The sequence below is a fragment of the Sphingomonas sp. genome (assembly GCF_036269755.1).
Taxonomy (GTDB): domain Bacteria; phylum Pseudomonadota; class Alphaproteobacteria; order Sphingomonadales; family Sphingomonadaceae; genus Sphingomonas.
In genome coordinates this window covers 23,487-48,503 of sequence record NZ_DATBDV010000018.1, presented here as the reverse complement: position 1 = coordinate 48,503, position 25,017 = coordinate 23,487, and the positions used below count along the sequence as shown (strand labels likewise).

Below are 25,017 nucleotides of genomic sequence, written 5' to 3'. Positions count from 1 at the left end.
CCTCTTCCCGTCATGCGCGATAGTGTGACCCTATGTGACCTTAGACCGCCCATGACCATTTCCGACCGCCGCACCTTCGCGATCATCTCCCACCCCGATGCCGGCAAGACCACGCTGACCGAGAAACTGCTCTATTTCGGCGGCGCGATTCATCTCGCCGGCGAGGTCAAGGCGCGGGGTCAGACTCGGCGAGCGCGCTCCGACTGGATGAAGATCGAGCAGCAGCGCGGCATCTCGGTCACCTCGTCGGTGATGACGTTCGAGAAAGACGGCATCACCTTCAACCTGCTCGATACGCCGGGGCACGAGGACTTTTCGGAAGACACCTATCGAACGCTCACCGCGGTCGATTCGGCGGTGATGGTGATCGACGCCGCGCGCGGGATCGAGGCGCAGACTCGCAAATTGTTCGAGGTCTGCCGGCTGCGGTCGGTGCCGATCATCACCTTCGTCAACAAGGTCGACCGAGAGGGGCGCGACCCGTTCGAATTGCTCGACGAGATCGCCGACATGCTCGCGCTCGACGTCTGCCCGATGTCGTGGCCGGTCGGGATGGGCGGCCAGTTCCAGGGCGTGCTCAACCTCGCAACCAATACCGTCAGCCGACCCGAGGGCGACAGCCGGACGTTTCAGGGCAAGGTAGAGGCCGACCCGGATTTGCCCGGTGAGATCGCCGACGAAGTCGAGCTGGCCCAGGGCGGCTATTCGTCGTTCCATGCCGAGGCGTATCGCAACGGTGACCTCACCCCCGTATATTTCGGGTCGGCGCTCAAGGATTTCGGCGTCGCCGAGCTGATCGCCGCGCTCGCCGACTATGCCCCGCCGCCGCGCCCCCAACCCGCCGAGCCCGCGCCGGTCGCGCCGGATTTCGACGAAGTCACCGGTTTCATCTTCAAGGTGCAGGCCAATATGGACCCGCAGCATCGCGACCGGATCGCGTTCATGCGGTTGTGCTCGGGGACGTTCAAGCGCGGCATGAAGCTGACGCCGAGCGGATCGGGCAAGCCGCTCGCAATCCACTCACCGATCCTGTTCTTCGCGCAGAACCGCGAGGTCGCCGACGAAGCGTTCCCCGGCGACATCATCGGTATCCCCAACCACGGCACGTTGCGCGTCGGCGATACGCTGAGCGAGCGCGCCGACATACGCTTTACCGGGCTGCCCAATTTCGCCCCCGAAATTCTGCGCCGCGTGGTGCTCAAGGATCCGACCAAAACCAAGCAACTGCGCAAGGCGCTCGACGACATGGCCGAGGAAGGCGTCACGCAAGTCTTCTATCCCGAGATCGGGTCGAACTGGGTAATCGGCGTGGTCGGGCAGCTCCAGCTCGAAGTCCTGATCTCGCGGCTCGAGGCCGAGTATAAGGTCGCGGCGGGCCTCGAAATGGCCCCGTTCGAGACGGCGCGCTGGATTTCGGCCGACGACCCCGCCGACCTCAAGGCGTTCGCCGACCTCAACCGATCGGCGATGGCCAAGGATCGCGACGGCAACCCGGTCTATATGGCCAAGACCAACTGGGACGTCGGCTACGTCGCCGACCGCTATCCCAAGGTGCGCTTCGCCGCGACGAGGGAGCGCTAGGAATCTTTTAGTCGGCGGCCTCAACCCAGCCGCGCTTGAGCGGCTTGATCGCGAGGAATGCGAGCAGTGCCGCGACCAGATAAAGGCACACCCCCGCCATAGCCGCGATCCCCAACGACTGATCGCCATATTGTGCTTTCAACGCCACCGACAGCGTGCCCATCAGCAATGGCCCCAGCCCCAGCCCCAGCAAGTTGTTGATGAACAAGAACGTCCCCGACGTTCCCGCGCGCATCTCCGACGGTGCGAGGTGCTGAACCGCGGTGATGATCGGCCCCAGCCACAGCGTATTGAGCGCGTTGGGGATCAGCAGGATGAACCACGCGAGCATCGGGTTGCCGGTGCGGAAGCCGATAATGAACATTGGCGCGGTGATCAGCCAGGCGATGGCAGGCACGCGCGGGTACCAGCCGCGGTCGATCTTCCCGAGCCGGTCGGACACGACGCCGCCAAGGAAGATACCAACCGAACCCCCGATCAGCAGCAGCCCCCCCATGAACCAGCCGACGTTCGTCAGCTGCGCCGGAGCGGTCCAGCCAAACTGGACGGCAATGATCTTGGGCGCCCACAAAGCGAGGCCGTACCCCGCCATCGAGCTGCAGCCAGCGCTGATCGACAGCAGCCAATAAGCCGGCTTCTTCATCAGCAGCGGCACGACCAGGAAAGGCGACGGCGCCCCCTTGATCGCGACGGTGGGGGGATAGCGGTCGCGGACCAGCCACAGAAACACCGGCGCGACGAGAATGCCGGCCACCCCCATGACGATGAACGCCGCCTGCCAGTTGATGTACTTCGCGATATACGCGCCCAGGAGCACGCCCGCTCCCAGCCCGATCGGGATGCCCATCGAATAGATGCCGACCGCCCGTGCGCGCCGGTCGACCGGGAAATAGTCGGCAATGAGAGCGTAGGAGGGCGCGGCACCCCCCGCCTCGCCGACCCCAACACCCAGGCGATAGAAGAACAGCTGCCAGAACCCCGTTGCCGTGCCGCACAGCGCAGTGAACCCGCTCCACACGACGAGCGACCCCGCGATCACCCGCGTCTTACCCCAGCGATCGGCCGCCAGCGCCAGCGGGACGCCGAGCACCGAATAGAGAATCGCGAATGCCGTGCCCCCGATCGCGCCGAACTGCGCGTCGTTGAGATCGAGGCCGGCCTGAATCGGCTTGGCCAAAATGCCGAGGATCTGACGGTCGAGGAAGTTGAAGGTGTAGACGATCAACAGCATCATCAGCACCAGCGCCGGATAGCCGGGCCGCTCGGTTCGCGTCGTCATTGGCCTCTCCCGGCGCATGAAAAAGGAGCCGGACGCATGGTCGCGCCCAGCCCCCTTTCCCCCTTGTATCAGGCGATCCGCGTCCGTCGATCAGAACTTGAGCGAGAAGGTTCCGAAAACCTGGCGCGGGTTGCCGTAGAATACGGTGGCGACGCCTTCCTTCCCCAGCGTCGGGGTCACGCCGCCCGCGCCGGTATAGATGATCTGGCCGGTCGCCGCGCTCGCCGCGAGGTACTGATAGCCCGCAGTCTTGTAGCGGACATCGGTGATGTTCTTGGCGTGGATGCCGATCGAATAGCGGTCGTTCGACCCGAAGCTGTACGTCAGATTGGCATCCCACAACGTATAGCCGGGCTGGTCGAGGAACGGGCTCGCCACCTCGAACTGGTGCGTCAGGCTGCGATACGACACCGTGGTCGACGCGTTGACGGTGCCCCCGCCGACCGGCACATTGCCGGACAGCGTGCCCGCCAGCGTCCATTTCGGCGTGTTCTGGAACTGGCGGTATTGTGACACTTCCGCACCGGTCGGACCGATATAGCTCTTATATTTGGGGTCGATATAGCCGAGCGCGCCGGAGAAGGTGACGTTCGAGCCCGCCCCGGCAAAACCGCGCGCGAGCACCGCGTTGGTCTCGAGCTCGACGCCGTTGATCCGCGCCCTGGCGGCATTGGTGGTGATGCCGCAGAAGCTCTGGACGCCGCCGATGACGCACGCGACCGACCCCGGAATCTGCACGTTCGAGTAGTTGGCGTGGAACGCCGCCAGCGACCAGGTCAGCCTTTTGTCGAGCGCCGATCCCTTCCACCCGATCTCGTAGCTCTTCACCACTTCGGGCTTGAACGACAGATAGTTGTAGATTTCCTGATAGCTGCGGACGCCGTCGCCATTGGCGTCGGGCGCCGACGTACCCGATCCGCGCGGATCGAACCCGCCGCCCTTGAAGCCTTCCGAATAGGACGCATAGAACATGTGGTTGTCGTTGGGCTTGAAGCTCAGTGACGCGCGGGGGGTGAAGCGCTTGAAGTTCGCTTCGCCACGGAAGTTGGTCGATGCGCCGAGGTTCAGCGTCGGATTGCCGCCGAACTCGCTGGTCGCGCCGAACAGCGGTCCGCCGAGGAAGTTGGCCTTGTAGATGAACGACCTGCGCTGATCCCACGTATAGCGCCCGCCGAGCGACAGGCTCAACTGCGGCGTGAAATCGTAGGTGAAGTCGGCGAACACCGACGACGTCTCAGTCCGCACGTCGCCGGCGGTGTAGGCGTCGAGGTTGGCGAGCGTGGTGTTGAGCAGGACGTCGAACGCCGTCGCCGCCTTCGCCCCCAGATAATAGAAGCCAACCAGCCCGTTGAGCTTCGAGCTCGAATAGAGCAACTGGAATTCCTGACTGGTCTGCTCGTTGCGGTATACCGCGGGCACGTCGACATCGACCGACGGGGTCGCGTCGAAATCGATCGGGGTATAGCTGCGATCCTTGCGCCACGCGCTGATCGACCGCAGCGTGAAGTTCTGGCTGAGCTTGGCCGTCACCGCCATCGACAACCCGCCGGCCCAGACATCTTCCTTGGGGTTACTGAGCCCGGCATTGGTGTCGTAGACGTTCGACAGCACCGGCGATCCGGTCAGCAGGCCGGCAAACAGGCGATGGCCGTTGCGCGGCGCGGACTTGTCGTGGGTGTAATCGCCGGTGATCCGAACGAACAACCCGCTATCGGGGGTCTCGAATTCGATCGTGCCGCGGCCCGCCCAGATGTCCTTGTTGTAGTTCGGGATGTTCAGATAGAGATTCCGACCGAACCCGTCGCGGCTCAGCCGGGCGCCCGACACGCCGATCTTGAGCAGCGACCCGATCGGCGCCGAGGCAGTGACGATGCCGTCAGCCTGATTGTACGAGCCATAGGCGCCGCGTACCGCAAGCGAGAAATGGTCGGGCAGCTTCTTGGTCACGTACTTGACCGCGCCGCCGATCGTGTTGCGGCCATACAGCGTGCCCTGCGGCCCGCGCAGCACCTCGATCCGTTCGACGTCGTAGATGTCGAGCACCGCCGCCTGGGGACGATTGAGGTAGACGTCGTCGAGATAGATGCCGATGCCGGCTTCGAACCCCGGCACCGGGTCCTGCTGGCCGACGCCGCGAATGAACGCGGCGAGCGTCGAGTTGGTGCCGCGCGCGTCCTTCAAGGTAGTGTTGGGGCTGATCGTCTGGATATCGGTCAGGTCGACCGCGCCGATCTTTTCGAGCTTGTCGCCGGTAATCGCCGTCACGGCGATCGGCACGTTGAGCAGGGTTTCCTCGCGGCGCCGAGCGGTGATGATGATGTCGCCGCCGTTGTCATCGCTGGCTTGCGTATCGGCAGGCGCCGCGGCGGCCGGCGTCTCTTGCGCATAGGCCGGTCCGGCGAACAGGGCGGCTGCGGCAACCCCAACATACAGCGCGCGCGCATGACGGTGAATCATCGTGATCTCCCTCCCAATGTTTTATCGTTCTCACCGGCAACGACCCGGTTGAACGCTTGTCGAAGCCGCGTATACTGAAACCTGAACCGGGTTTCAACTTGGTCTTTTGAGGGGGTGCGAAAAAGTGAGAGAGCTTGGCGCATCGGCAACGCCGGTCGCGGGGGAGGGCACCACCGACGCGCGGGGGCTCGACGCGTCGGCGAGCGCGGGCAAGGCGCCGCGCACCGATCGCGGCCGCCGCACGATGCGCGCGCTGCTCGACGCCGCCGCCGCCGAATTCGGCGAAAAGGGTTTCCACGAAGGATCGATCAGCGGGATCACCCGCCGGGCGGGGGTCGCGCTCGGCAGCTTCTACACCTATTTCGATTCGAAGGACGCGATCTTCCGCGCACTGGTCCGCGACATGTCGGGCCAAGTCCGCGACACCGTCGCCCCTGCCTTACGCGCCGCGCCCGACCAGATCGCCGCCGAACGCGCGGGCCTGCTCGGCTTTCTCGACTTCGTGCGCAGCCACAAGGAAATCTACCGCATCATCGACGAAGCCGAGTTCGTCGATCCGGCGAGCTTCCACGAACATTACGCGACCACCGCCGAGCGTATCGAGCAGCGGCTGAAGGCGGCGGCGGCGCGCGGCGAATTGCGCGACGACGTATCCGACGTTCACGCCTGGGCGATCATGGGAATGAACGTGTTCCTGGGGCTGCGCTACGGCGTGTGGGACGATGATCGCTCGACCGACGCGATCGCCGACACGGTCGCCGACATGCTGCGCCGCGGCCTCGCGCCGCATTGACCGGTCAAGCCGCGGCGAGCGCCCTGGCGAGCAAGTCACGGATCGCTCTCAAGCTCGCGCCATCGATGGTAGCGCCGTGAGCCGAAACCGGCACTGCGGGTTCCGACGCGCCGCGCCGTTCGGCGGCGAGCAGCTTCTGCACGCCCTCGATCCTGTAGCCTTGCGCGTTGAGTAGCGAATCGATCCGCCGCACCAGCGCGACGTCCTCGGGCCGGTAATAGCGCCGGTTGCCCGCGCGCTGGAGCGGGCGAAGCTGGGGAAAGCGCGTTTCCCAATAGCGCAGGATATGCTGCGGCAGGCCGGTATCGCGCGATACCTCACCAATGGTGCGGAACGCGCCAGCCGCCTTGTCGCCGGCCGCCACTTCGGCGGTCAGCCCGCGCCGACGATGCGATCGCGCATCATCTGACTGGCGCGGAAGGTCAGCACGCGGCGCGGCGCGATCGGCACCTCGACCCCGGTCTTGGGGTTGCGCCCGATCCGCTGGCCCTTGTCGCGCAGCACGAAAGTGCCGAAGCCCGAAATCTTGACGTTCTCGCCCCGCGACAGCGCTTCGCACATCTGTTCGAGAATCTCTTCGACCAGCTTGGCCGAATCGGCGCGCGACAGCCCGACTTCGCGCTGTAATGCGTCGGCCAGATCGGCCCGCGTCAATGTCCCTACACTCACTAAAGCGCCCCTCCCCAGGTGACAGGAATCCGTCGTAACACAATGACCGCACCCAGGAAACGGATAGTTACGTGGCCGTTACCGACGCATGTCGGTCCAGCGTCAGGCCCGCAGCATCGCCGCGCCCCTTCAGGTGCGTAGCACCGCCGCGCCCCAAGTGAAGCCCCCGCCCATCGCTTCGAGAACAATGATTTGTCCCGGTTTGATCCGCCCGTCGCGCGTCGCCGCATCGAGCGCGAGCGGCACCGACGCGGCCGAGGTGTTGGCGTGCTGGTCGACCGTGACGACGACCTTTTCCGCCGGCAGCGACAATTTGCGCGCGGTCGCGTCCAAGATTCGCGCATTGGCCTGGTGCGGCACCACCCAGTCGACCTCCGCAGCGGTCAGCCCGGCCAGCCCGAGCGATTCGCCCATCACATTGGCGAGGTTGGTGACGGCGTGGCGGAACACTTCGCGCCCCTTCATCCGGAGCTTGCCGACGGTGCCGGTGGTCGACGGGCCACCGTCGACATAGAGCAATTCGTTGTGCCGCCCGTCTGCATGGAGCTTGGTCGCGAGGATGCCGGGGCCGTCCTCGGCCACCTCCTGCCCCTCGAGCACCACCGCGCCGGCACCGTCGCCGAACAAGACGCAGGTCGTGCGATCCTCCCAGTCGAGGATCCGGCTGAACGTCTCCGACCCGATGACGAGCGCCCGGTTATGCGCGCCGGTGCGGATCAGGCTGTCGGCGACTTGCACGGCATAGAGAAAGCCCGAGCATACCGCTGCGACGTCGAACGCGACGCAATCGTCGATACCGAGCATCGCCTGGACTTTGGTCGCAGTCGCCGGAAAGGTCTGGTCGGGGGTCGCGGTGGCGAGCACGATCAGGTCGATGTCCGCCGCCGCCTTGCCTGCCGCGCCGAGCGCCGCGCGCGCCGCGTCGGCGGCAAGCGTCCCCGTCGTCTCGTCGGGGCCGGCGAGGTAGCGGAAGCGGATGCCGGTGCGCTCGACGATCCATTCGTCGGTGGTATCGACGGTCTCGGCAAGCTCGGCGTTCGACACGCGCCGCGCGGGCAGTGCCGATCCGGTCCCGGTCAGGACCGAGCGCCTCATGCCGCCGCCCCTTCCGGTTCGGCTCGCGCGAAATGCTGGAGATCGTCGGCGATCCGCCGCGCGAGGTCGTCGCGAACGCTCTTCGCCGCCACCGCGATCGCGGTCGCGACCCCGGTTTCGTTGGCGCCGCCATGGCTCTTCACGACCAAGCCGTTGAGGCCAAGGAAGACCGCGCCGTTATGGTTGTTGGGGTCGAGATGGTGCCGCAGCACCTCGGTCGCGGGGCGCGAGATCAGGAAACCGATCTTCGACCGCATCGAACTCGAGAAGGCCTCGCGCAGCAAATCGGCGACGAACCGCGCGGTCCCTTCGGCGGTCTTGAGCGCGATATTGCCAGAAAAGCCGTCGCACACGATTACGTCGACGTCGCCGCGCGACAATTTATCGCCTTCGATGAACCCGGCAAAGGTCATCGGCAAATGCTCGGCGGCGCGCAGCGCTTGCGCCGCGTCGCGAATCTCCTCGGTGCCCTTCATGTCCTCGGTGCCGATATTGAGCAGCGCGACGCGGGGGGATTCAAGGTCGAGCATCGTTCGCGCATAGGCCGCGCCCATCACCGCGAACTGCACCAGATTGTTGGCGTCGCACTCGGTATTGGCGCCGAGGTCGAGCACCACGGTGTCGTGCTCGCCCAGGCTCGGCATCAGCCCGGCCAGCGCCGGCCGGTCGATCCCCGGCATCGTCCGGAGCGAGACCTTGGCCATCGCCATCAACGCGCCAGTGTTGCCCGATGACACCGCGGCGGCGGCGCGGCCTTGCTTCACCAGATCGATCGCGACGCCCATCGACGTCGTCTTGGCACGCCTGAGCGCCTGACTAGGCTTCTCGTCGCCCTTGATCACGTCGGGCGCGTGGACGATTTCCGAATTGGCGGTGAGGTTGGGGTGCTTCTTAAGCCCCGTAGCAATGGCCGTTTCGTCGCCGACCAGCAGGAAGTGCGTGCCTTCGTACCGGCGCCGCGCTTCGGCGACTCCGGCCAGCATCACCGCCAGCCCCTCGTCACCGCCCATTGCGTCGACGGCGATCCAGGAGCCGGTGGTCACAGCCTGTTCCCCTCGGGGTGGTCGATCAGCCTTCGACCGAGACGATCTCGCGGCCGTTATAATGGCCGCACGATCCGCACAGATTGTGCGGGCGCTTGAGCTCGCCGCAGTTCGGGCATTCCTGATACGATTCGACCGACAGTGAATCGTGCGCGCGGCGCATGCCACGGCGGGAGGGCGAGGTCTTTCTCTTCGGAACGGCCATTGCGGCGACAACCTTCTAGCGTAAAACGATTTCGACGAAGCGATTAGGCCCGAAAGCGAAGCGGCGCAACCGACGTGGGAGCCGGCCGCGCGCCTGGTCGGCGGTCTGATCGCGGAAGCGCGCCGCTATACCGATTTGCCGCGCGGTTGCAACCCACGCGGCGGTGGGGCACCTAGGCGGGCACGAAGGGGAGGACATACGCATGATCTTACCGGTAACGCTCGTGATCGCCGCGGCGGCGGGGTTGATCAACATCTGGCTGGCGATGCGCGTCACGCGCGTGCGGCAGGCGGCGGGGGTGTGGATGGGCGACGGCGGAAACGAGCCGGTGGTCGCGCGGACGCGGGCACACGCCAACTTCGCCGAATATGCGCCGATCGTGCTGATCCTGATCGCGCTGATCGAGCTGGCACGCGGCGCGAACCTGTGGCTGTGGCTGCTCGGCGCGCTGTTCATCGTCGCTCGGCTGGCGCACGGGATCGGCATGGATGCGCCCAAGTTGCGCTGGCTTCGCCCGTTCGGTGCGATCACGACGTTGCTGGTGACGCTCGCGCTAGCGATATGGGCGCTGGCGATCGGGTATCAGGCAGCCGCAGTGCGTCCGGCGCCCAGCACGATCGTCATCGGCACCCCACAGGGTTAACCCAACACCGAGTCCGCGACGAACGGGTTGCTCGCGCGCTCCTGACCGAACGTGCTCGGCTGGCCGTGGCCGGGGAGGAATACGGTGTCGTCTCCCATCGGCCACAGCCGCGTGACGATCGAGCTGATCAATTGGTTGTGGTCGCCGCGCGGGAAATCGGTGCGGCCGATCGATCCCTGGAACAAGACGTCGCCGACGATCGCGAGCTTGGATTCGGCATTGTGGAACACGACGTGCCCCGGCGTATGGCCGGGGGTGTGGTGGACTGCGAAACCTACCTCGCCCACCGTCACCTCATCGCCTTGGTCCAACCACCGCGCTGGAACGAACGAGCGCCCCGGCACACCGTATTTTAGCCCGTCCTCGCTCAATTTTTCGAGCAGCCATAGGTCGTCGGGGTGCGGCCCCTCGATCTCGACGCCCAGATCTTCGGCGAGTTGCGCGGCGCCCGCGGCGTGATCGAAATGGCCGTGGGTGATCAGCACCTTCTCGATCGTGACACCGTATTTCTCCATCGCCGACCTGAGCATCGGCAAATCGCCGCCCGGATCGACGAACGCGCCGCGCATCGTACTGGTGCACCACACAAGCGTGCAATTCTGCTGGAGCGGCGTGACAGGGATGATCGCCGCGCGAAGCGGCTGGTTGGGCTCGGCCATGGCGGCGAATTAGGGCGCGGGCGGCATGACGGCAAGCTCGCGCAGCCGGCACGACGAGAAGGCTGCAAGCTTGGGCTTGCCCCGGAGGCGATGTCAGTTGCATCTCACGCCAGTGATCCGCCGCGACCGCCCTTTCGTATTGCTCGACGACGCCCGTGCCGAGGGCGCTGCGCCGGCGCGGCTGTTCCAGGCGCCGGTGTCGATCGTCGCGGCGCACGCCGCGATCGAGGTCAAGCCAGCACTCGACCGCTTGCGCGGCGCGCGGCATCGCGGACTGCATGCGGCCGGATTCGTCGCATACGAGGCCGCGGCAGCGTTCGAGCCGGTGCTCGGCGCTCTCCCCGGCGGCAAGGGACCGTTGCTTTGGTTCGGGCTGTTCGACCATTATGACGAGATCGCGCCCGACGACGTGCCTGGCCTGCTTCCCGATCCGATGTCGGGCTGGGCGGGCGCCCCCGTTCCCGATGTCGATCGCGCCACCTATGCCGAGCGGTTCGAGCAAGTCCGCGCGCTGATCGACGCGGGCGACCTCTACCAAGCCAACCTGTCGTTCAGGGCGCGCGTGCCGGTGGCGGGCGATCCGCTGGCGATCTACGCGCAACTCCGCAGCCGGGCGCGGGCGGGGTATGGCGCGGTGGTGTCGACCGGGACCGACTGGCTACTCTCGCTATCGCCCGAATTGTTCTTCGCGCTCGATGGCCCGCGCCTCACCGCCAAGCCGATGAAGGGAACCGCGCGGCGCGGCGCGACACCACCGGAGGATCGTGCGCTCGCCGCCAGCCTTGCCGATCACCCCAAGCAGCGCGCCGAGAATCTGATGATCGTCGACCTGTTGCGCAACGACCTGTCGCGCGTCGCTGGCAACGTCACGGTGCCCGAACTGTTCGCGGTCGAAACCTATCCGACGATCCACACCATGACCTCGACCGTGACCGCGACCTTGGCGCTCGACCAGGACGCGGTCGACGTGCTCGCGGCGTTGTTCCCGTGCGGATCGATCACCGGGGCGCCCAAGATCCGCGCGATCGAAGCGCTCGCCGAGATCGAGGCGTCGAGCGCACCGCGGGGCGCCTATACCGGCGCGATCGGGCGGTTCGATGCCGATGGCGACGCGATGTTCAACGTCGCGATCCGAACGCTGGCGATCAGCGGAGACGACGATCACGCGGTGCTCGGTGCGGGCGGCGGGATCGTCGCCGATTCGCAAGAGGCCGAGGAGTGGGACGAAGCGCTCGCCAAGATGGATTTCGTGACCGCGAACGCGCGCATGATCGACCTGATCGAGACGATGGCGTTCGACCCGGTCGAGGGCATTACGTTGCTCGAACGGCATCTGGCGCGGATGAAGACCAGCGCGAGCCTGCTCGGCTTCGCGTTCGACCGCCACGCCGCGCGCAACGAGCTCCAGGCGGCGACCTTCCGCCTGCGCGAGCCGGCGCGAGTCCGGCTGCTGCTCGCGCGAAGCGGCGCGGTGGCGATCGAGGTCGCGCCGTTGCCCGCCGCCCCAACCGGCCCAGTGGCAGTCGAGATCGTGCCGATGCCCGTGGCCCGCGCCGATTTCCGCTTGCGCCACAAAACCAGCGATCGTGCCTTCTACGACCAGGCCCGCGGAGATTCATTCGAGGTGTTGTTCGAACGCGACGGCCAGCTGACCGAGGGTAGCTTCACCAGCCTGTTCGTCGAGCGCGACGGCGTGCTGTTGACCCCGCCGCTCGGGCTCGGCTTGCTCCCCGGAGTGCTGCGCGGCGAGCTGCTAGACACCGGCCGCGCGGTCGAAGCGCCCCTCACCCGCGCCGACCTCGCGCACGGCTTTCTTGTCGGCAATGCGCTGCGCGGCCTCCTCCCCGCGACGCTCGCGGTTGCGCACGCCGAACCCGCCTGACTATAGCGGCTGGTCTGAAGGATATCGCCATGCAGCCGTCCGCCGCGCTCAATCGCATCAAGCCGTCACCGACGCTGGCGATCACGCAGCGCGTCGGCGAGTTGCAGCGCGCGGGGGTCGACGTGATCGGGCTGGGTGCGGGCGAGCCCGATTTCGACACGCCCGATTTCATCAAGCAGGCCGCGATCCGCGCAATCCGCGACGGCCAGACCAAATATACCAATGTCGACGGGACGCCCGAACTCAAGGAGGCGGTGCGGCTCAAGTTCAAGCGCGACAACGACCTCGATTACCGCGTCGACCAGATCACCGTGAACGCGGGTGGCAAGCACACCTTGTTCAACGCGATGATGGCGACGCTCGACGCCGGCGACGAAGTGATCGTGCCCGCGCCCTATTGGGTCAGCTATCCCGACGTGGTGCTGGTTGCGAACGGGACACCGGTGTTCGCCGCGGCGGGCGCCGACCAGGGCTACAAGCTTCGGCCCGAACAGCTCGAGGCGGCGATCACGCCGCGCACCAAATGGCTGATCCTCAACTCGCCGTCGAACCCGACCGGCGCCGCGTACAGCGAAGACGAATTGCAGGCGCTCGGCGAGGTGCTCGAACGCCATCCGCAGGTGTGGATCTACGCCGACGACATGTACGAGCATATCGTGTTCGGCGACTTCGAGTTCCGCACGATCGCGCAGGTCTGCCCCTCGCTCCACGACCGAACGCTGACCGCCAACGGCGTGTCGAAGGCGTATGCAATGACGGGATGGCGGATCGGTTTCGCGGGCGGCCCCGCCTGGCTGATCAAGGCGATGGGAAAGCTGCAGTCGCAATCGACCAGCAATCCTTGCTCGATCGCGCAGGCCGCCTCGGTCGCAGCGCTGACCGGCGACCAGGCGTTTCTCAAGGATAACGCAGCGCTGTTCGAAGGCCGCCGCGATATGGTCGTGTCGATGCTCAACCAGGCAAGCGGGATCCGCTGCCCGCGCCCCGACGGGGCGTTCTACGTCTATCCCGACATTTCGGAGCTGATCGGCAAGGCGACCCCGGGCGGGAAGCGGATCGCGACCGACGAGGATTTCGTCGGCTATCTGCTCGACGACGCGCGAGTGGCGGCGGTGCAGGGCGAGGCGTTCGGGCTCTCGCCGGCGATGCGAATTAGCTACGCGACGTCGGAAGAGCTGCTGCGCGAAGCGTGCGAGCGAATCCAGACCGCCTGCGCCGCTTTGCGTTAACGATCCCTGCTCGCGGATGAACCGCGAACCCAGCAAAAGTTCAGATCGGGAAACCTATTGTTCACGTCTGGCTGGTTGAAGCGACGGGAAACATCGCCACGTCGCGGCCAGCAGAAAGGGAACAGTCCGATGAAGATCCTGATCAAGTCCGCGATGCTGTGGCGGTTCCTCGGCGGGTTCGCGCTGGGTGGACTGGGCGTGCTCGCGCTGCACCCCGCAACCGCCGAAACCTCGAGCCCCGCGCCGACGACGATCGCCGCGACTCGCTGATTCCGCGCATCCTTGGCCGCATCCGGGCCGTTCCTATATGCGAACGAACCCCGGAGCCGCAGCCATGATCAAGACCATCGCCCTTCCGCTGACCGTTGCCGTAGCCGCGATCGGCATCGCCTTGGCCAGCAGCCCGGCTGTCGCTGATCGCGCCGTGCCGATCCCCGCCCCCGCAGGCGACGTCGTCCCGACTGCGCAGCCGAGAGTCGCGGTGTTCGCCGGCGGCTGCTTCTGGGGCATGCAGGCTATATTCGAGCGCGTGAAGGGCGTGACCGGCGTGACCGCGGGCTATGCCGGCGGCAGCGCGGCGACCGCGACCTACGATCAGGTCTCGACCGAAGGCACCGGCCATGCCGAGGCGATCCGCATCACCTATGACCCGCGCGTCGTGAGCTATGGCACATTGCTGCGCGTCTATTTCTCGGTCGCGACCGATCCGACCTCGCTCGATCGCGAAGGGCCGGATTCCGGGCCGAGCTATCGCACCGCGATCTTTCCGCAAAACGCGGCGCAGCGCGGCGTCGCCGCCGCCTATATCGCGCAGCTGACTCGCGCCAAGGCCTTCCGGCGGCCGATCGTCACCAAGCTGGAGAGCGGCCGCTTCTTTCCGGCCGAATCGTACCACCAGTACTTCTACGACAAGAACCCCAACCACCCGTACATCGTCACCTGGGACAAGCCCAAGGTTGCGGCGTTCAGGGCAGTGTTTCCCCAGCTCGCGAAATAGTCAGGCAGCCAGCGGAAACCGCAACAAGCGGTCGGCGATCGGCACCAGCGCTTCGCCGTGCCGCCCGACTGCGCGGACGATCTCCGGGTGCCCGGCATCGAGCCCGCCGGTGAGCGCGCCGAACGCCGGCAGGATCAGCTTCGACCCAGTCGCGACGAAGCAGCGCCGCGACACCAGCCGGCCACGCACCCGCACGCGCAGTTTTGGGTGGAAATGCCCGGAAAGCTCAGGCCTTGGCTCGCGCGGGTCGGCTTCGTGCCGGAGCACCAGCCCGTCGACCAACGCTTCGTCCATCACCACGCCGCCACACGGATTGCCGATGCTGCTGTCGTGATTGCCGACGATCCACACCCAGCGGTGCGCCGCCGTCAGCGCGCGCAGCCGCGCCTGCTCGGCGGCGGGCAAACGCTCGCAGCCTCGGCTGTCGTGGAAGCTGTCGCCAAGGCACCAGATCTCCGCCGGCTTCGTCGCCGCCACCAGAGCCTCGATCGCGGTCAGCGTCGCCGCGCTGTCGTACGGCGGCAGCATCTGGCCGAAGCTCGCGAACCAGCTCGCTTTCTCGAAATGCAGATCGGCAACGATCAACGCGCGCCGCGCCGGCCAGTACAGCGCGCCATCGGGCAGTGCGGCGAGGTCATGACCGGCGAACGAAAAGGGAACCATAGCCATGCAATGCCGCATTGGCGCGGCCCGAGCAATGGCTTGCGGCGGTGCAGCAGAATCCGCTTGATCGGCCGCGTAACAAGCGTAAAGCGCGCGCTCTTTCGGGGGCCAGCACTCGGTGTCGCGCAAAGCCCAACTTTCCAGACCTGCTCTGATCGCGCTGACCATCGGCGCGATCGGTGTGGTGTTCGGCGATATCGGCACCAGCCCGCTTTACGCGTTTCGCGAAGCGCTGGGCCAGGCGGCGTCCGACGGGCTGACTCGATACGAAGTGCTGGGCGTGCTCAGCCTCGCGCTGTGGACCTTGTTCCTCGTTGTCACCGTCAAATACGTGCTGTTCCTGATGCGCGCGAACAATCGCGGCGAAGGTGGCGTGCTCGCGCTGGCGGCGCTGGCGCGGCGCGCGCTCGGCTGGCGCTCGCGCACCGCGCTCGTGCTCGGCGCGGCGGGCGCGGCGTTGTTCTACGGCGACGCGATGATCACCCCGGCGCTGTCGGTGCTGTCGGCGGTCGAGGGACTGCGCACGCTCCCGGGCGGAAGCCATGCGGTCAATGAGACTCAGATCATGCTGATCACGATCGTGCTGATGATCGGCCTGTTCGCAATCCAGGCGCGCGGCACCGCGCGAGTATCCGCGCTGTTCGGCCCGGTCTGCATCCTGTGGTTCGTGGTGATTGGCGGACTGGGGCTGTGGCATATCGCCGACGGGCCGGGGATCCTATTCGCGTTCAACCCCTATTACGCCGGCGAATTCCTCGTGACTCACGGCGTGCTCGGGCTGTTCGTGCTCGGCGCGGTGTTCCTCACCGTCACCGGGGTCGAAGCGCTGACCGCCGACATGGGGCATTTCGGGTTGAAGCCGATCCGGCTCGGCTGGTTCGCCCTGGTATGGCCGGCGCTGATGCTCAATTACCTCGGGCAGGGCGCCTATGCGCTGCACAAGCTCGACGCCTTCGCCGCGGCGGGGCGCGTGTTCGGGCCGAACGACAACGCCGACTGGTTCTTCCTGATGGCGCCCGACGCGGTGCGACCGCTGCTGATCATCCTGGCGATGCTGGCGACGATCATCGCCAGCCAGGCGGTGATCACGGGCGCCTATTCGCTCACTCAGCAGGCGGTCCAGCTCGGGCTGCTGCCGCGCCTGCGCATACGCAACACCTCGGCCGATTATGCTGGCCAGATCTACCTTCCGTCGATCAACTGGCTGCTGCTGGTCGGGGTGCTGGTGCTGGTGATCCAGTTCCGCACTTCGTCGGCGATGGCGGCGGCGTACGGCATCGCGGTGACCGGCACGATGGTCGTCACGACCTGCCTCGCCTACCTCGTCGTGCGGCATCGCTGGCGCTGGTCGCGGCCGTGGGCGATCGGGCTGATCGCGCCGTTCCTGACGCTCGACCTGGTCTTCTTCGGCGCCAACATATTGCGCGTGGTCGAGGGCGGTTGGGTGCCGCTGGTGATCGCGGCGTGCATTGGGTTCACGATCTTCACCTGGGTGCGCGGCAAGTCGATCGTGCGCACCTTCGAACAGCGCCAGAGCGTGCCGCTCGCCGACCTCGCCGCCGCGCTCACCCGCCGCCCACCCGAGCGAGTCGAGGGCACCGCGATCTTCCTGACCGGCAATCCCGAAAGTGCGCCGGGCGCGCTGCTCCACAACCTGAAGCACAACAAGGTGCTCCACGCGACCAACCTGATCGCTTCCGTCCGCACCACCGACCGGCCGCAGGTCGATCCCGACGACCGTTGCGAGATCAAGCGGCTCGACAATAATTTCAGCGTCGTGGTGCTGCGCTACGGCTTCATGGAAAGCCCCGACGTACCGCGCGATCTCGCGGTCGCTTCCCAGGCCGGCTTGCTGTCGGTCGATCCGATGAAGGCGAGCTATTTCATCGGCCGCAACACGCTCAAGGCCGACGCCGAGGTCGGCATGCCGATCTGGCAGGACCGCATCTTCATGTTCCTGCAGCGAAACGCGAGCGACCCCACCGATTTCCTGCGCATCCCGCCAGGCAAGGTGCTCGAGCTTGGCGAGCAGGTTACGGTGTAGCGCTAGACGAACGCCGGCGATTACGGCAGCATCTTCGCACCAAGGCCACCATTTTCCGGAGCAAATCTATGCTGTCACTTGCCCTGCCGCTGCTACTCGGCACCGCAGCTGCACCACCACCGCCGAGCGACGCGGACGCGCGATGCCTGGCGGTGTTCGCATACCTTGCCGGTACCGTCACCGATCCGGCAGGCAAGCAATCCGCCGTCACTGGCGTAGCCTTTTTCGTCGGAAAGTTGAAAGGCGTGAACGAGAATGTCGGGATCGAGGCGACGCTACGTCGTGTCTACACGAGCGACGCCAACGTGGTGAATGCGGACCGTGCCCGCTGCATCGCCGAACTGACCGCGATGGGCAGCGAACTTTCCGCGGCGGGCAAGTCCATTACCGCCAACCCCTGAACGCGGGTGCGGGACGACCCGATCGTCACCCGAACTTGATCTGGGTGCCGCTGCTGCGTCGGGTGGCAAAGCGGCGCGAAGTGAATTCGCGCCGTCGGCCGCTACCGGGGCAGCGTCGGCCGGGCTCGTTGGCCGGGGGTGAAATAGCGCCGCTATTTCACTCCAGCGAGCCTAACCCGCATACGCCTTCACCAGATCGAACAGATAATCGCGCCCGGCATAGAGCGACTCGGTCCGGATCCGCTCGTTGAGCCCATGGATGCCCGAGAAATCGGCATCGATGAATACGCCAGGCGCGCCGTAGACCGGGATGCCGATCGCTTCCAGAAAGATGCCGTCGGTTGCGCCCGTCGACATCGACGGCAGCATCGGCACGCCCGGGAAATATTTGTCCGCGACCGCCTTCATCGGGCCGACGATCTTCGGGTCGAGCTTGGGCGGAATCCCGATCGGGCGGATCGGCATGTTCGCGGTGACCGTCACCTTGGGACCGGCGAGCTCCTTCAACTTGGCGAGCGTGCCGTCGACGCTCTCGCCCGGGAAGATGCGGCAATTGACGTTGGCGGTTGCAGTCTGCGGCAGCGCGTTTTCGGCATGCCCGGCCTTGAGCAAGGTCGCGACGCAAGTCGTGCGCAGCGTCGAGTGCATCGCCTTGTCGATGCTGACGATCCTGTCGGCCGCCGCGTCGTTCGGGTTCGCGAGCAACGTCGTGATCGCGTCGGCCACCGGTTTGGGCGTGGTCGGCGCCTTCGCCACCATGCCGAAGAACGCGCGAGTCGTGTCGGTGAATTTGATCGGGAACTCGTACGTCCGCACGCGCTGCAGCGCGTCCGCGAGTTCGTAGATCGCGTTGTCGGGGACCGGCTGCGACGAATGGCCGCCGGGATTGGTGGTGGTGAAGGTGAAGTTCTGCGCCGCCTTCTCGCCGACCTGGATCGCCAGCATTTCGCGCTCGCCCTTGTCGTTGTAGCGCCCGCCCCCGCCTTCGTTGAGCGCGAACTCCGCCGCAATCAGGTCGGGCTTGTTCTTGGCCAGCCATTCGGCGCCGTTGAACGCATAGGTGGTTTCCTCGCCGCACGTAAGCGCCATCTTGATCGTGCGCCTGGGGCGGTACCCGCTCGTCTTGAAGCGGATCATCGCGTCGGCCCAGATCGCCGCCATCGCCTTGTCGTCGACGGTGCCGCGGCCGTAATAATAGCCGTCCTCCTCGACCAGCTTGAACGGATCGCGCACCCAATCCTCGCGTTTCGCCGCGACGACATCGATATGCGCGAGCAGCAGGATCGGCTTGGCCTTGGGGTCGCTCCCCTTGAGGACCGCGACCAACCCGCCATCCTTGGGGTGTTCGGGGACCGAGAACGGCGTCAGCTCCTGGTCGGTATAGCCGGCCGCCTTCATCCGCGCCACAATCTGGTCGCGCGCCTGCGTGCAGCTGCCGATGTCGACCACGGTGTTGGTCTCGACCAGCTCCTTGTAGAGCCCGAAGAATGCTTGCTGATCGGGACGAAGCTCGCCCGCCGATGCCGCCGCCGATTGCGCGACCAATGCCGCCCCCACGATCCACCCCAAGCCGCGCATTGGTTTCCCCCTCATTGCCGATAGCCGCCTATAAAGCGTCAATTCGCCGCGCTGGCAATCGGCGCTATTGCCGCTGGATCGGCGGCACGACGATCACGTTACGCGGCAGCGTGAAACGCACCTCGCGATTGGCGAAATCGATCTGGACGCGGCGGAACAGCTTCAATGTGTCCATCCCGAGCATCAGAGCGGGGGTGTCGGTCAGCCCGAACTTCTTGAACGGCAGCGCTTCGGCGAACGCGATCGGTATGTGTTCGAACCCGATCCCCGCGATCGATAGCGTGTCGATCTGCCGGTAATCGGCCTGGAGCCACTGGCCAGTGACCGACATCAGCCGGATCTGCCCCAGCGATTTGTCGGTGCGCACGCGCTTGAGGAGCGCCAGGTTGCCGATCGTCACCGGCGATCCGGTATCGATCACCACCGAGATCCGCCGCCCGCGATAACGCGCGTCGGTGACGATCAACTGGCCGTACAGGTTCTTGGCGCGGATCACGATGTCGTCCGGTCCTGCCGTCATGCCACGCTTTGCCGATGGACGCACCTCCATCAGGTTCTTGTCGAAATCGATCGCGACGGCATGCCCCTGCAGCGCGTCGATCCCGAGCATACCGGGTGCGCCCAGGTTGTTCGCGTCGACCGCCGGTGCCTCGATCACACCCGGCCTGACCAGACTGACCTGGAGCGCGGGCAGCAGAAAGGTATCGAGCTCGCCTTGCCCAGCCATCGTCGTCACGCGAACGCGGCGCCCGGCGGTGAGGTTGAGCGAGCCGGCAAGCTCGCGCGACACCACGGTCCGCTCGGCTCCGGTATCGATGACGAAGCGGTATGGCCCATTGTCGCCGATCGATACCGGCACCGTCATCCGGGTTTCCTCGAACCCGATCCCGAGCGTATCCGCCGTGGCGGCGGCCGGTTCGGCCGGCGCCGGCGTTGCGGGTCTGTCGTTCTGTGCGCGCAGCGACGGCGCGGCCAATATCGAGCAAAAGACAACGGCCAGAATCGCCGCCGGGCGGCTCACAATTGCTTGCAAAGCGAAAACCCGCGGCAGGTATCATGAAAGTTCGGTTTCGGCCGCGGCAGCGTGAACGCGACCTCGCGATTGACGAAGTCGATCTCGACACGGCGGAAGAGCTGGAGCGAACTCATGCCGAGGATCAGCGCTGGCGTATCGCGCAGGCCGAAGCGAGCAAACGGCGGCACATCGGCGAACGACAGGTTGAATTGGTCGATCCGGATATCGCCGATCCTGACATCGTTCACCGCGACGTAATCGGCCTCGAAGCTTCGCCCGGTGACCGACTTGACTTCGACCGGACCATAATTTCGCGGCCGTTGCCGGGCCAGCGCGCGCATCGCCGAATTGCCGATGCTCAGCCACGATCCGGTATCGATGATGACCGCGATCGGCTTGCCTTCGAACGACGCCTTGGTGACGATCAACTGACCGGTACGCGATTGCGCGCGAACGATGATGTCGCCCCCCGCATGCCGCTTCGCGGGCACCAGCGTCATCTGTTTGCGGTCGAAATCGAGGATGATCTTACGCCCTTGCAACGCGTCGATCCCGAGCATCCCCGGCGCGCCGATATTTGCCGCCATCAACATCGGCGCTTCGATCGCGCCGGTCTCGATCTTGCCCGCCGACAACAGGGGAACCTTGGCGGTTTCGACCGTGCTGCTGCCCGCAAAGTCGAAAACCTTGGCGTCGGCGCCGGGATCGAGCTTCAGCCGCTCGGCGAGTTCGCGCGATACCACCGATCGTTCGGCGCCGGTGTCGATGATGAACGGGAACGGACCTTGCCCGGCAACGCCGACCGGAACGGTCATTCGGTCGGTCGTCTGTCCTAGCGTGAAGACCTCGCCCGGCGGCGCTGGGGCTGGCGCGGGAGGGGGCACTGCCGGCGCGTCGGGCTTTTGCGGGGGCGGCGCCGCCGTCGCGGCCGTCGCAGCCGCAATTAGCAGGAAGGGGAGCCTGCGCATCCCGGAAGCGTACGCTTATTCGTTTCGCGTACCAAGCGGATAATAGACGCGCGGTCAGTCGATCCGCATCGCCTCCTGCGCCAGCGACTCGGCCTCGACGAGCAAGGCGTCGTCGGCGGTACCCGTCGCGACTCGCTCGCGCCCGATCAAGGTCAGAACCGGTACCGCGAGCGGCGAGACGCGGTCGAGGTCGACATGGATCATCGTGCTGCCCGCGCGATCGAGCAGGTGCGCAAGCCGACCGACATCGGTCATCTTGGCGCGCGCATCGTCCCACGCCGCCTGGAGCAGCAGATGCGTCGGTTCGTATTTCTGCAGCACGTCATAGATCAGGTCGGTCGAGAAGGTCACTTGCTTGCCGGTCTTGCGCTTGCCGGGATGCTGGCGCTCGACCAGGCCGCCGATCACCGCGACCTCGCGGAACGCGCGCTTGAGCAGGTGGCTCTGCTGCACCCAGTCGACGAATTCGTGCTCGAGAATGTCGGCGGAGAACAGGCTCGCCGGGTCGGTCACTGGGTCGAGCGAATAGGTGCCGATCGCGTAATCGCTCGCGACGAACCCCAGCGGGCGCAGCCCCTGCGTCTCCATCCGCCGCGTCAGCAGCATGCCGAGCGACTGGTGCGCGTTCCACCCTTCGAAGCTGTACGCGACCATGTAATGCCGCCCCTCGCGCGGGAACGTCTCGACCAGAAGCTGGTCGGCGCGGGGCAAGACCGAGCGGTACGACTGGACCTCGAGCCACTCGCGGACGTCGTCGGGAAACCGGCTCCATTCGTCCGGCGTCGCCAGAAACGCGCGCACCCTGTCGGCGAGGTTGGTCGAGATCGGCATCCGCGCGCCGCCATAGGTCGGGATCCGCGCCGGCTTGGCCGATGCGCGCACCAACAGATCCTCGGTGTCCATCCGCAGCACTTCGCAGCTGATCCCGGCGAAGAAGAACGTGTCGCCGATCGATAGGGTCGAACCGAAACTCTCCTCGACCTTGCCGAGCATCCGGCCGTTCTTGAAGCGAACGTTGAGCATCGTCGCCTCCACGATGATCCCCGCGTTGAGGCGATGCTGCGTGACGAAACGCGGATGGCTGACTCGCCAGATGCCGTCCTCGTCCTGCGTCAATCGCTTGAAGCGATCGTACGCGCGGAGCGAATAACCGCCATCGCGGATGAACCCGAGCACGCGGTCGAACAGCTCGTCCGACAACGCCGAGTAAGGCAGCGCCGATCGCACTTCGTCGAGCAACGCGGCCTGGTCGAACGGCGCCGCGCACGCGCACGCCATGACGTGCTGCGCAAGCACGTCGAGCGCGCCCAGCCGGAACACATCCTCGTCGAGCGCGCCCGATTCCACCGCATCGATCGCCGCGCGCGCTTCGAGATATTCGAACCGGTTGCCCGGCACGATGATCGCTTCGGATACTTCGTCGAGCCGGTGGTTGGCGCGCCCGATCCGCTGCGTCAGCCGCGACGCGCCCTTGGGTGCGCCCATCTGGATCACGCAATCGACGTCGCCCCAATCGACACCCAAGTCCAGTGAAGCGGTCGCGACCAGCGCACGCAGCCGCCCGTCGGCCATTGCTTGCTCGACCTTGCGCCGCGCCTCGCGCGCCAAGCTGCCGTGATGCACCCCGATCGGCAGCGACATCGCGTTGACCTTCCACAAATCCTGGAAGATCAGTTCGGCCAAGCTGCGCGTGTTGCAGAACACCAAAGTGGTGCGGTGAGTCTCGATTTCCGCCATCACTTGCTCGGCGGCATAGCGCCCCGAATGCCCCGCCCAGGGGATGCGATCCTCGGGCAGCAGGATCGCGACATTGGGCTCCGCGCCGGCTTCACCGAGGACGAGGTCGACCGTATCGATGTCGCCATCAGGCGCCAGCCACGCGCGATAGCCGTCGGGATCGGCCACGGTCGCCGACAGCGCCACGCGGCGCAGGTCGGGCGCGATCCGCTGCAGCCGCGCCATGCACAGCGACAGCAAGTCGCCGCGCTTGCCCGTGGCGAACGCATGGACCTCGTCGATCACGATCGTTCGCAACCCCGCGAACATCGTGAAGCTGTCTGGATAGCTGAGCAGCAGCGACAGCGATTCGGGCGTCGTCAGCAGGATGTTGGGCGGCTTGACCCGCTGGCGCGCCTTGCGGTCCGATGGCGTGTCGCCGGTGCGAGTCTCGACTCGAATATCGAGCCCCATCTCCTCGATCGGCGTGAGCAAATTGCGCTGCACGTCGACGGCGAGCGCCTTGAGCGGCGAGACGTAGAGCGTGTGCAGCCCGTCGGCCGGCGCCTCGATCAGTTCCGCCAGCGTCGGCAGGAACCCGGCAAGCGTCTTGCCCGCCCCCGTTGCCGCGACCAACAGCGCGTGATGCCCAGCGCGCGCGGCGTCGAGCATCTCCAGCTGGTGCCGCCGCGGCTGCCATTCGCGTGCCGCGAACCAGCGCGAAACTATGGGCGGCAGCGTTGCGGACACCGCCGCGATATAAGCGGATTCGGGCGCGGCGCTATGTCTTGCGGTCGCCGGCATTCTCGTAGCTGGATGGTGTCCGGTCGGCGCCTTCGGGTCCCGGCGCGGGCATCCGGCGGTTGCGCAACTTGGCGATGATCAGCACCAGAGCGAGCAGGATCGGCCCGCCGATGATCACGAAACCCCACAAGCCTTCCATCGCGACGCTCCCAATTCGGTCAGATGTCGAACAGCCAACGCGCGACCCGTCCGACGGGTCCGCGCACTGGCGCGGAACCGCGTATGCGGGCATCTTGTTCAACCGATATGGCAAAGCTCGGCGACTGGATCGTGCCGCATCCGCAAGGCATCTACGTCGCGCCCGCCGACGCGTGGATCGATCCGTCGGTGCCGTCCCCCCGCGCGCTGGTGACTCACGGCCATGCCGATCATGCGCGCGGCGGGCACGCGGCGGTGTGGGCGACGCCCGGGACGCTGGCGATCATGGAAACGCGCTACGGCCCGCAAGCCGGGCATGCGGTCCGATACGGCGAGAAGCGCGACATGGGCGGGGTCGAGGTCGAGTTCGTCCCTGCCGGGCACGTGCTTGGGTCGGCGCAGATCGTGCTTCGCCATCGCGGCGAGACGGTGGTCGTATCGGGCGACTACAAGCGCCGCCCCGACCCGACTTGCGCCCGGTTCGAGCCGGTCAAATGCGACATCTTCGTCACCGAGGCGACGTTCGGCCTGCCGGTGTTCCGTCATCCCGAAACGCACGACGAAATGGACAAGCTTCTCGCCGCTTTGCGCGCCAACCCCACGCGCTGCGTGCTGGTCGGCGCCTATGCCCTGGGCAAGGCGCAGCGCGTGATCCGCGAGCTCCGCGACATGGGGTTCGACGATCCGATCTATATCCACGGCGCGCTGCAACGGCTGTGCGATCTCTATGTCGAATTGGGCGTCGAACTCGGCGAACTTCGCCCCGCGACCGGCGTGCCCAAGGCCGAATTGCAGGGTCGAATCGTGATGTGCCCGCCGGGCGCGCTCAACGATCGCTGGTCGCGCCGTCTGCCCGACCCGATCACCGCAATGGCGAGCGGATGGATGCGAGTCCGCCAGCGCGCGCGGCAAAAGCTCGTCGAGCTTCCGCTGATCCTCAGCGACCATGCCGATTGGGACGAGCTGATCGAAACGCTGACCGAAATCGCGCCCAAGGAAGTGTGGGTCACGCACGGCCGCGAGGAAGCGCTGATCCATTGGTGCATGACTCGCCAGATCAAGGCGAGGGCGCTGGCGCTGGTGGGGTATGAGGACGAGGATGACTGAGCCGCCCTGCCAACGCTTCCCCGGCGAAGGCCGGGGCCCAGTAGCAGGCCG

General features: G+C 66.2%; 24 protein-coding genes. 10 read left to right on the top strand and 14 right to left on the bottom strand.

Going from position 1 to position 25,017, the window contains the following annotated elements; all coding sequences use genetic code 11:
* Positions 1–51: 51 nt before the first annotated feature.
* Complete coding sequence (locus VH326_RS11080) at positions 52–1,581, top strand: peptide chain release factor 3 (RefSeq protein WP_329631880.1); 1,530 nt, start codon at positions 52–54, stop codon at positions 1,579–1,581.
* Positions 1,582–1,588: 7 nt separating this feature from the next.
* Here VH326_RS11080 and VH326_RS11075 read toward each other — a convergent pair whose 3' ends face one another.
* Entirely contained in the window at positions 1,589–2,860 is a 1,272-nt protein-coding gene (locus VH326_RS11075) for an MFS transporter (protein ID WP_329631879.1), read from the bottom strand.
* Positions 2,861–2,950: 90 nt separating this feature from the next.
* Complete coding sequence (locus VH326_RS11070) at positions 2,951–5,317, bottom strand: TonB-dependent receptor (protein ID WP_329631878.1); 2,367 nt, start codon at positions 5,315–5,317, stop codon at positions 2,951–2,953.
* Between the two features lie 124 nt (positions 5,318–5,441).
* Here VH326_RS11070 and VH326_RS11065 point away from each other — a divergent pair, with 124 nt between their 5' ends.
* Positions 5,442–6,110: a TetR/AcrR family transcriptional regulator gene (locus VH326_RS11065; protein WP_329631877.1), complete on the top strand. Its 669-nt coding sequence runs from the start codon at positions 5,442–5,444 to the stop codon at positions 6,108–6,110.
* 4 nt (positions 6,111–6,114) lie between these two features.
* Here the strand turns inward: VH326_RS11065 and VH326_RS11060 are convergent, their stop codons facing one another.
* The 5 genes from VH326_RS11060 to rpmF form a co-directional block, all read right to left on the bottom strand.
* Positions 6,115–6,474: a MerR family transcriptional regulator gene (locus VH326_RS11060; protein WP_414714271.1), complete on the bottom strand. Its 360-nt coding sequence runs from the start codon at positions 6,472–6,474 to the stop codon at positions 6,115–6,117.
* Positions 6,475–6,482: 8 nt separating this feature from the next.
* Positions 6,483–6,779, bottom strand: coding sequence for an integration host factor subunit alpha (locus VH326_RS11055; protein ID WP_414714270.1), 297 nt, complete (start codon positions 6,777–6,779; stop codon positions 6,483–6,485).
* 129 nt (positions 6,780–6,908) lie between these two features.
* Positions 6,909–7,874, bottom strand: a complete 966-nt coding sequence (locus VH326_RS11050) for a beta-ketoacyl-ACP synthase III (RefSeq protein ID WP_329631876.1) — start codon at positions 7,872–7,874, stop codon at positions 6,909–6,911.
* Positions 7,871–8,884 (bottom strand): phosphate acyltransferase PlsX, encoded by a 1,014-nt coding sequence (gene plsX, locus VH326_RS11045; protein WP_414714277.1) that lies wholly within the window; start codon positions 8,882–8,884, stop codon positions 7,871–7,873. The genes VH326_RS11050 and plsX overlap by 4 nt, the downstream gene beginning before the upstream one ends.
* Positions 8,885–8,942: 58 nt before the next feature.
* Entirely contained in the window at positions 8,943–9,122 is a 180-nt protein-coding gene (gene rpmF, locus VH326_RS11040; RefSeq protein ID WP_329631874.1) for a 50S ribosomal protein L32, read from the bottom strand.
* A gap of 202 nt (positions 9,123–9,324) precedes the next feature.
* Between rpmF and VH326_RS11035 the strand changes: the two genes are divergently transcribed.
* Positions 9,325–9,765, top strand: coding sequence for an MAPEG family protein (locus tag VH326_RS11035; RefSeq protein ID WP_329631873.1), 441 nt, complete (start codon positions 9,325–9,327; stop codon positions 9,763–9,765).
* Here VH326_RS11035 and VH326_RS11030 read toward each other — a convergent pair.
* On the bottom strand, positions 9,762–10,424 hold the full coding sequence (locus tag VH326_RS11030) for an MBL fold metallo-hydrolase (RefSeq protein WP_329631872.1): 663 nt from the start codon (positions 10,422–10,424) through the stop codon (positions 9,762–9,764). The genes VH326_RS11035 and VH326_RS11030 overlap by 4 nt on opposite strands.
* A 112-nt stretch (positions 10,425–10,536) precedes the next feature.
* Between VH326_RS11030 and pabB the strand changes: the two genes are divergently transcribed.
* From pabB to msrA, 4 genes are all read left to right on the top strand, one after another.
* A complete protein-coding gene (gene pabB, locus VH326_RS11025; RefSeq protein WP_329631871.1) occupies positions 10,537–12,306 on the top strand; it encodes an aminodeoxychorismate synthase component I in 1,770 nt (589 codons plus the stop codon).
* Positions 12,307–12,335: 29 nt separating this feature from the next.
* Positions 12,336–13,535 (top strand): pyridoxal phosphate-dependent aminotransferase, encoded by a 1,200-nt coding sequence (locus VH326_RS11020; RefSeq protein WP_329631870.1) that lies wholly within the window; start codon positions 12,336–12,338, stop codon positions 13,533–13,535.
* A 129-nt stretch (positions 13,536–13,664) separates the two neighbouring features.
* Entirely contained in the window at positions 13,665–13,805 is a 141-nt protein-coding gene (locus VH326_RS11015) for a hypothetical protein (RefSeq protein WP_329631869.1), read from the top strand.
* A 64-nt stretch (positions 13,806–13,869) separates the two neighbouring features.
* Entirely contained in the window at positions 13,870–14,532 is a 663-nt protein-coding gene (gene msrA, locus VH326_RS11010; RefSeq protein WP_329631868.1) for a peptide-methionine (S)-S-oxide reductase MsrA, read from the top strand.
* On the opposite strand, the gene pdeM is transcribed toward msrA, so the two are convergent.
* The gene (gene pdeM, locus VH326_RS11005) at positions 14,533–15,195 is read right to left on the bottom strand and encodes a ligase-associated DNA damage response endonuclease PdeM (protein ID WP_329631867.1); all 663 of its coding nucleotides are present in this window, start codon (positions 15,193–15,195) and stop codon (positions 14,533–14,535) included.
* A gap of 118 nt (positions 15,196–15,313) precedes the next feature.
* Between pdeM and VH326_RS11000 the strand changes: the two genes are divergently transcribed.
* Positions 15,314–17,239, top strand: coding sequence for a potassium transporter Kup (locus tag VH326_RS11000; protein ID WP_329631866.1), 1,926 nt, complete (start codon positions 15,314–15,316; stop codon positions 17,237–17,239).
* Between the two features lie 68 nt (positions 17,240–17,307).
* Positions 17,308–17,640, top strand: a complete 333-nt coding sequence (locus VH326_RS10995; protein ID WP_329631865.1) for a hypothetical protein — start codon at positions 17,308–17,310, stop codon at positions 17,638–17,640.
* Positions 17,641–17,811: 171 nt separating this feature from the next.
* Here VH326_RS10995 and VH326_RS10990 read toward each other — a convergent pair whose 3' ends face one another.
* The 5 genes from VH326_RS10990 to VH326_RS10970 are packed head-to-tail and all read right to left on the bottom strand — an operon-like array spanning position 17,812 to position 23,860.
* On the bottom strand, positions 17,812–19,233 hold the full coding sequence (locus tag VH326_RS10990) for a M20/M25/M40 family metallo-hydrolase (protein ID WP_414714269.1): 1,422 nt from the start codon (positions 19,231–19,233) through the stop codon (positions 17,812–17,814).
* Positions 19,234–19,282: 49 nt separating this feature from the next.
* The gene (locus VH326_RS10985) at positions 19,283–20,194 is read right to left on the bottom strand and encodes an aspartyl protease family protein (protein ID WP_329631864.1); all 912 of its coding nucleotides are present in this window, start codon (positions 20,192–20,194) and stop codon (positions 19,283–19,285) included.
* Between the two features lie 41 nt (positions 20,195–20,235).
* A complete protein-coding gene (locus tag VH326_RS10980; protein WP_329631863.1) occupies positions 20,236–21,201 on the bottom strand; it encodes a retroviral-like aspartic protease family protein in 966 nt (321 codons plus the stop codon).
* Positions 21,202–21,255: 54 nt separating this feature from the next.
* On the bottom strand, positions 21,256–23,667 hold the full coding sequence (locus tag VH326_RS10975) for a ligase-associated DNA damage response DEXH box helicase (RefSeq protein WP_414714268.1): 2,412 nt from the start codon (positions 23,665–23,667) through the stop codon (positions 21,256–21,258).
* 31 nt (positions 23,668–23,698) lie between these two features.
* A complete protein-coding gene (locus VH326_RS10970) occupies positions 23,699–23,860 on the bottom strand; it encodes a hypothetical protein (protein ID WP_329631861.1) in 162 nt (53 codons plus the stop codon).
* A gap of 107 nt (positions 23,861–23,967) precedes the next feature.
* Here VH326_RS10970 and VH326_RS10965 point away from each other — a divergent pair, with 107 nt between their 5' ends.
* Positions 23,968–24,966 (top strand): ligase-associated DNA damage response exonuclease, encoded by a 999-nt coding sequence (locus tag VH326_RS10965; protein ID WP_329631860.1) that lies wholly within the window; start codon positions 23,968–23,970, stop codon positions 24,964–24,966.
* Positions 24,967–25,017: the final 51 nt, after the last annotated feature.